Origin of the sequence: Enterococcus sp. SMC-9 (assembly GCF_021011285.1) — a bacterium.
Lineage (GTDB): Bacteria > Bacillota > Bacilli > Lactobacillales > Enterococcaceae > Enterococcus_C > Enterococcus_C montenegrensis.
Genome location: NZ_JAILYE010000007.1, coordinates 167,460 through 175,165, shown reverse-complemented (window position 1 = coordinate 175,165; position 7,706 = coordinate 167,460). Strand labels below are relative to the sequence as shown.

General features: G+C 33.7%; 7 protein-coding genes. 4 read left to right on the top strand and 3 right to left on the bottom strand.

The features are described from left to right. Positions 1-343: 343 nt before the first annotated feature. A complete protein-coding gene (locus tag K4422_RS12330) occupies positions 344-988 on the bottom strand; it encodes an HAD hydrolase-like protein (protein ID WP_230711300.1) in 645 nt (214 codons plus the stop codon). 228 nt (positions 989-1,216) lie between these two features. Here K4422_RS12330 and K4422_RS12325 point away from each other — a divergent pair, with 228 nt between their 5' ends. Further along, positions 1,217-2,191: a ring-cleaving dioxygenase gene (locus K4422_RS12325; protein WP_206903640.1), complete on the top strand. Its 975-nt coding sequence runs from the start codon at positions 1,217-1,219 to the stop codon at positions 2,189-2,191. Between the two features lie 178 nt (positions 2,192-2,369). Then, entirely contained in the window at positions 2,370-2,990 is a 621-nt protein-coding gene (locus K4422_RS12320) for a flavin reductase family protein (RefSeq protein ID WP_206903639.1), read from the top strand. A gap of 137 nt (positions 2,991-3,127) precedes the next feature. Here the strand turns inward: K4422_RS12320 and K4422_RS12315 are convergent, their stop codons facing one another. Then, the gene (locus K4422_RS12315; RefSeq protein WP_230711299.1) at positions 3,128-4,441 is read right to left on the bottom strand and encodes an FAD-dependent oxidoreductase; all 1,314 of its coding nucleotides are present in this window, start codon (positions 4,439-4,441) and stop codon (positions 3,128-3,130) included. Between the two features lie 142 nt (positions 4,442-4,583). Between K4422_RS12315 and K4422_RS12310 the strand changes: the two genes are divergently transcribed. Continuing rightward, positions 4,584-6,089, top strand: a complete 1,506-nt coding sequence (locus K4422_RS12310; protein WP_230711298.1) for a helix-turn-helix domain-containing protein — start codon at positions 4,584-4,586, stop codon at positions 6,087-6,089. A gap of 240 nt (positions 6,090-6,329) precedes the next feature. Further along, positions 6,330-6,782 (top strand): DUF2188 domain-containing protein, encoded by a 453-nt coding sequence (locus K4422_RS12305; protein ID WP_230711297.1) that lies wholly within the window; start codon positions 6,330-6,332, stop codon positions 6,780-6,782. Positions 6,783-7,139: 357 nt separating this feature from the next. Here K4422_RS12305 and K4422_RS12300 read toward each other — a convergent pair whose 3' ends face one another. Next, the gene (locus K4422_RS12300) at positions 7,140-7,706 is read right to left on the bottom strand and encodes a TetR/AcrR family transcriptional regulator (protein WP_206903635.1); all 567 of its coding nucleotides are present in this window, start codon (positions 7,704-7,706) and stop codon (positions 7,140-7,142) included.

The following is a 7,706-nucleotide window of genomic DNA, read 5'->3' as shown; positions in this document are numbered from 1 at the left end:
AACAACTTTTTTCAAAAATGTTTCAAGTTGTTTTCAATCGTGTGACTGCCTTGCCAACGTTGATTAATTTACCACTTTAAGAAGCATTGGTCAACACAAAAAAAACAAAAAAATCTGCCGGTGTAAACTTGTATAATCCTAGCTTTTATCCCAACGTTCGTATTTGCACCGAATTCAAAAAATTAACCCAGGTTAATCAAAAGAAAATAAGTCATATTTATCTTAGGTTGTCGATGACTACGTTCAATAAATTCGTTAAAAATTTTTTTATATTTTTTCTGTATTGCTCTTTTTCCCATTTTAAATAGTAAAAGAACTAGGTATCAAAACCTAGTTCTTTAAGTTATCCATTAAACAGATTAATTAGATCTTTTGGTAATTCAACAAAAATTTCGCACCCTGCTGCCTTTAATTCTGCTTGGTCGCCAAAGCCATACAAAACACCAACTGGTAAAATATTATTTGCTTTACCACCTAAAATATCATTTTCCCGATCACCAATCATGACAGCAGTAGATTTATCTTTTAATCCAGTATTTTCAAGCCCATAAGCTAAAACTGCTGCTTTCTCACTGCGTTTATTATCCAAGTCGGCGCCATATATCCCAGTGAAGTATTGTGTATAGTCCAAAAAATCTAAAATTGCCTTGGCAAAAACTTCTGGTTTTGAAGTAGCTAAATAAAGCTGCTTTTCCTTAGCTAGTTTGGCTAAAGCTTCCTCGATACCTTCATAAGGAGTGATTTCAAACATCCCACTTTGTTGATAATGTTCACGATAAAAAACAACCGCCTTGTTTGCTTGTTCTTCATCCATACCGATTTTTTTAAATGATGTTAACAGCGGTGGTCCAATAAAGGAAAGTAGTTCTTCATCTGATAAATCCGATAAGTTCATTTTTTGTAATGCATAACGAATCGAAGAAAAAATTCCTTTTTGTGAATTGATAATGGTACCATCCAAATCAAAAAACAGATGATTTTGTTTCAAACCAACACATCCTTTACTTTTTATTACTATTTAGTGTACTCCAAAGTAACAGACTATGGTAAATTTTTTCAATTGAAATTCATTCAAAAAAGTGGGATATATAATTTAAGTGGATAAGCTTTTCCATATTTTAATAAGTAATTAAAGCATATTAATTGCTGAAAATATGTTTAATCGTTATACTTACTTTTAGTAAGAATACTATTTGACCAATTTGGAGGAATTAAAATGGATACACAAATTAGAGGGCTTCACCACGTTACTGCAATGACTTCAAGCGCTGAAAAAATCTATCGCTTTTTTACTGATATCTTAGGACTGCGTCTAATTAAAAAGACAGTAAATCAAGATGATATCGAAACTTATCATCTATATTTCACAGACGACTTAGGTTCTGCCGGAACAGATATGACATTTTTTGACTTTCCAGGTATTCCAAAAGGTACGAAAGGTACAAATACAATTTCTCGTACTTCATTTCGTGTCAAAGATGATGCTGCTTTGACCTACTGGACATCTCGCTTTGATGATCACAAAGTCGAACATGGCGAAATTAAAGAACGCTTTGGTAAGAAGTATATGGAATTTGAAGATTTTGATAATCAACGCTATCAATTGATTTCTGACCAAAATAACCAAGGCGTTGCCGGTGGTACACCTTGGAAAAACAGCAATGTGCCCAGTGAGCACGCGCTAATTGGCTTAGGGCCTGCTTTTGTTACAATTGAAAATTTTGAACACATGAACTTAGTTCTAACAAATGTTTTAGGTTTTAAAGAAACAGCAAATGATGGAGACTTTCATTTATTTGAAATTGGTGAAGGGGGTAACGGTGCCAGCATTATTGTAGAACACCGTGATGATATCCCTCGAGCTACAGAAGGTTTTGGTAATGTGCACCACTTAGCATTACGCGTTGCGGATAAAGAAGCTTTGGAATGGTGGATTGGTCGCATTAATGAGTTGGAATTTCCAAATTCAGGGTTCACAGAACGTTTTTACTTTGCCTCTGAATACTTCATGGCTGCACCAAATGTCTTATTTGAACTTGCAACAGATGGTCCTGGCTTTTTAGAAGACGAAACTTATGAAACCGCCGGCGAAATTTTATCTTTACCACCTTTCTTGGAACCCAAACGACAAGAAATTGAAGATTATGTACGCCCATTTGACACAAGTGATGCCAATACTAAACGTGCGTAAGAATAAAATCATCCCGATTTTTAATTCAATTCATTTAAAATAAGTAAGATAATTACCCGAACACAACGCTATCGTTTTACTGTTGTCTATAAATTGATATGATAAAAATAGACAGCAAATAGGTAGCACAATTGACGTTCGGGTATTATTGTATTCTTATTTTTAAGGAGGCTCATTTATGATCCATTTTTCAGCCGATAAATTGGCACCAAAACAAAATTACAAATTTTTAACAGGCGCAGTTGCCCCGCGACCAATTGCTTGGATTACAACCAAAAGTAGTGAAAATGATGTCGTTAATCTGGCGCCATTTAGTTTTTTCACAGTAGTCTCTAGTGACTTACCTTATGTTTTGATTGCAACTACCCGAAAAAATGGCCAAAAAAAAGATACTGCCAGAAACCTGAGTCAGACAAAAGAAGGGGTCATTCATGTCGTAGATGAAAATATTTTACATCAAATGAATGAAACGGCCGCTAGTCTAAAGCCTGATGAAAGTGAACTTTCTTTAATCGATATGCCAACAGTTAAAAGTCGCAGTGTTGCCACTCCTGGACTTATCGACCCATTAATTCGTTTAGAAGTTAAGTTACAACACGAAATCCCTTTAAAAGATGATCAAGGCGTGATAATCTCTGATTTATTTATTTTAAAAGTTTTGGATTATTATTTTGCTGAAAGTGTTTTCGACCTAGATAAAGAATATATTCTCAATGAAAAATTGCGACCAGTTGCGCGATTAGCTGGGAATAATTACGCTTTGTTTGGAGATATCTTAACCATAGTACGCCCGCAATAAAAAGCAGACCTATCTATTTTAAAAGATAGGTCTGCTTTTTATTGCCTTTACTAATACCAATCAAATAGTAAAAATTACGTTACATCAATTTTTTTGTGTCTTTTAAAATTTCAATAATTGTTTAATACTATGGATGATTACTCTTCTCGTATTTGTGCTAAGTAGCAGGCTGCAGCTTCATGAAGTACGGACGTAAAACTTGGTGACATTGGGAAAAAAGATGTGTTATTACAATATAGCTCTTCCATTTTCCAGCCACTTCTAATAACAATTTCCAACAGATCTAGTAACGTCTGGATATTTTTTTCACTTACTATTTGTACACCCACTATTCTATCCTTAAAATCCACATGCAATGAAATTCGTATTTTCTCAAACGAAGAGAGATTTCCAACCCTAATCGTCTTATAGGCAATATTCGACTGTTCAAGTTTTTCTTTCGTTAAACCCACTGAACCAAAATATAATCCAAAAAGTTGCGTTGTAGAAATATTAAGTTGTTTTGGCATAACAGTTTTTTTCCCGACTATATTTAACGCTGCAATCCTAGCCGTTTGTCGTGCCTCGGTAATTAGCGATAGTCTTGTCTTATTCTTAGTCAGTAAATTCGGTAACGCAATAAGATCCCCGATAGCATATACTTGCGGTTGATTGGTTTGAAGATACTGATTAACTTCTACTGTTTTGTCTTGCGAAATTCTTAAACCATTCCAATATAGTTCACTATTAGGCCTTGAATTATTCGCCATTATTAAAACATCACAAGCAACAGAACCCTCCAAAAGTTGTAAGTTAAGCCTGTTATCTTCTTCATTTATATCCATAATTTGATTTTCTAAAAAAAGAGAAGTACCGTAATTAGTAAATTTATGCTTAATACAATCACTTATTTCTTGATCGTAATACTCTTGTATCAAGTTTTTGGTAGGCCCAATGATAGATACTTGCTTGTTCAATTGGGTTAATACTTCTCCTAATTCTACCCCAACATAACCTGTCCCTGAAATCGCAATAGTATTAGCATTTTCTAACACTTTCAAAACATCTAGAGATTCTGAAAATGATTTATAATTATAAATATTTTTTACATTCATGTATTGTCGCGGCAAGTACTGTTTAGAACCGGTCGCAAGAACTAAATTAGTATAGTCCTCTTCTTGTAAACCTTTGCCATTAGTATAACGAATAGTTTTTTTATTCCAATTAATCTCAACAACTTCATAACCAAAAAAAGACTTAACCCCAATTTTATCTAAATCGACTAAGGGGGCGATTGCGTCAGATAAATCGTGGATTTTATTTTTTAAAACTAAGTTAATACCACTAGCAATAAAGGGTACATTTTTTTCTTTTTCAATTAAAACAACCTCATGATCCGGGTCAAATCGTTTAATTTCACTTGCTACCATCTGTCCACTGTGGGAGGCACCGATAACTACTGTTTTTTTCATTTCGCTACGCTCCTTTTGTCTCAATCGACTTCATTTTACTTCATTTTTTTTATTTTTTCTAATATTATATAAATGTACTAATTTTCCACTGGCATTTTTAAAGCTATGAAATCATTGATCGTATTACCAAGGGGGTGTTACTTTGCTAAAAAGAGAGTTATTAGAAAAACCATATGATTTTATGAACGACATTCTGGTTTATTTGTACAATAATGGTGGTATTTGCACCAAAGATGAACTCTGTAAAAATTTGGTAATTACACCAAATACATTGACAGAGTATCTGGCATTATTAGCTGATTTTGTCGTAGAAAATGGCTTCTCTAATAGTATTGAAATAATCGAAGAACAGCAAACTCTCACTTTTAAAAAAGATCCCACCTTCCCGCTGAAAGTGTGCTTTCTAAAATTTTTAGAACACTCAACAAAATTTCAAATAGTGAAGTGGCTTTTTGACAATGGATCCATCAACGGACCAGTTTTTCAAGATCAATTTAATATTAGCTCCGCAACTTACTATAGACGGATTGCCGAACTAAACGAACTTTTGGAAGAATTCCAAATAACCATTAAACGAGGAAAAATAACCGGCAGTGAAAATCAAATTCGTTATTTTTTTTATAGCTATTATTGGTTTTTAAAAGAAAACAAAAGCGAGTTCAGTAAAGAAGTCAATCAAATGTATGGTCCCCTTATCCAAGACCTCAAAGAACAACTAGACGTAACCTTTGACCAGATGGAAGAACTTCAAATTAAACTATGGATGAAAATATCTTTTACCCGCTTTAATCAAACACGTGATTACAGTTTTCCAAAAGATTTTGAACAAAAGGATCGTCCGCTTTTTGATATTATAAATAGTATTTTATTTCAATATATGAAAAACTATGATCGCCCTTATACACTTCATGAAGGTCTAATGTTTTACGATTTCTTTTGTAGTACGCGAAATTTTTCAGTTTACTCGTCATTTGCTTTTCGACTGGCAAAACAGCAACGAGAAGAAAAAACTTACTTAGATTATCAAAATCAACAAATTTTAAGTTACTTGTGTCGTATTGGCTATATTGAAAGTGAAGCTTTCCCAAAAAGGCACCGCATCTTGTCCCATTATCTCTATCAATACCATTCACAACTTTATTATTTTAATGGTTTTGTGCTTAATTTCGATTCTTGGGGAATTTTTTTAACAGCCCAAAATTTAAGAACACCTACAGATTCCAAAGACGTCCACGACTTTATGGATTTTTGTCAAAACCAGTTTTATCCTGATGACCCACTTCAGCGTTATAGAAGTATTTTATCTGAAATAAACTACTCTTCAATCTTAAACATTGCGCAAGATCTATCAAATAAACGTATTTTGATTTCTGTTCACCATAGTGTTAATCCATTTTTAGCATCCCTTACGATTCAAATTTTAAAAAATACATTAGGAAATAAATATGAGCTGGATTTAGTTCTGTATGAAGAAGATACTCCCGGTGATATACTGCTCTCAAATATATATCTTGAGTCTTTTCGAACAAGGGAAAGCTATTACTATGTTTTTTCTGATTGCTGCAATAAATATGATGTCGCAGAAATAGAAACTTTGATTCAACAGGTAATTTCTGAACGTTTTACTCAAAAAAATCCTTATTCTTAGATAATTATTATCAATAAACTGATTTACCCCGCTCTAAAAATCGTGCATGGGGTAATTTTTTTATTGATACTTTTTGATACAATATTTCGCAATACATCCATTGCTCTATCCCATATTAAACTAGCTTTAATTAGAAGCTAACTTATTACCCGTTAATAAAATCTCTCAGTCAACCTTATCCATTTTAAAAAAATTTTTATCGTAGTATGATGAAATTAACAATACAAAGGGGGTTATTTTATGGCATGGGACATGTTGGACTATCCGGCATCACTGAAAAATTTGGAGCCCTTAGTAAAAAAGAAGACAATTGAAATTGCCAATGCGTTACTAGCAGATGGCTATCCTGAAGATCGCGCGATTCCGATTGCCACGAGTCAAGCAGAAAAATGGTATGCCGCTGCCGATGAAAAAGAAAAAGCCGAATTTAAACAAGCAGCCGATCCGCAAAAAAATGATTTTCACAAGAAAGATGACAATGCACCAAAATTATTAACCGCTGATGTACTAGTAAAATATAGGAATGATTTTTGGGAAGTACTATCAGTAGGTGCTAAACGTGCCAGTGATACGTATTCAAACAAAGAAGAGGCGATTAAACGGGGCAAAGAAATTGCTACTAATAAACAGTCAACTTTACGTATTTATAAAAAGGACGGCACTTTACAGGCTACCCACAATTACAAAGAATAACACCTATCCTCCAAAATCTTGCGTAAGGCTTTGGAGGATTTTTTATTGTTAATTTTTTTATCGGACCTATTTAACAATTAGACTGATATTGCTAGCAAAAACGATTTTATCCAGATTACATCTACCGCCCACAAATTTAACTCATGTATGTAATAGCAAAAAAAATAAAGACTAGTAGTTTATCTAAGCCAATAATTAAAGTCGCTGAATAATGTACTGCAGGCAAAGTCTTTTTCAAATCATGGGGCTACTTTTTTTACAAGGATAACCCTAAAGAATCTTAGCTTTACTGCTAAAAAACCTGCCCTACTCCCCTTATAAACCAAAGAGAGCCTGACAGGTTCTTAAGCATAAAAGCTAATTGGCTTTTATATAGTGTTTTTTTAGTTCCAGTAGGTTGCTTTCCAAAATTGTTAAGTCTTGCGTTACTTTTAGCAAAAGGATACTTCCTTGAATTTGTGCAATAACTTTTTGTGCCGCTATTTTAGCGGCGGCTAAATCAATTGAACGTAATACTTTGATTTTGTTTGCCAAAGCTACAAGCCATTGTTGCATAAAATCATTTAGTAAAATTCGAAAATCTTCATCTTCTAAGGACAACTCTACGATAAGATTTCCCATCGGACAGCCATAATAGTGTTGTTGTTTTTGATGGAAGGAAAAAATCCAAGTGAGCATTTCAGCAAAATCCTTTTCCGGCTGCGAGCTGGGGGCTAAAATACCTTCAAACAATTCTTTTTGCCAAATGGCAATATTTTCTTTAATAACTGCTAGTCCGATACTTTTTTTCGAATCAAAATAATAATAAAGTTGCCCTTTGCCAGCATTTGCAGCCAGTAGAATATCACGAATGGAGGTATTGTTATAGCCTTGTCGGTAGATTAGCTCCCGGGCTGCAGCAATTAGTTTTTCTTTTGTACTCAA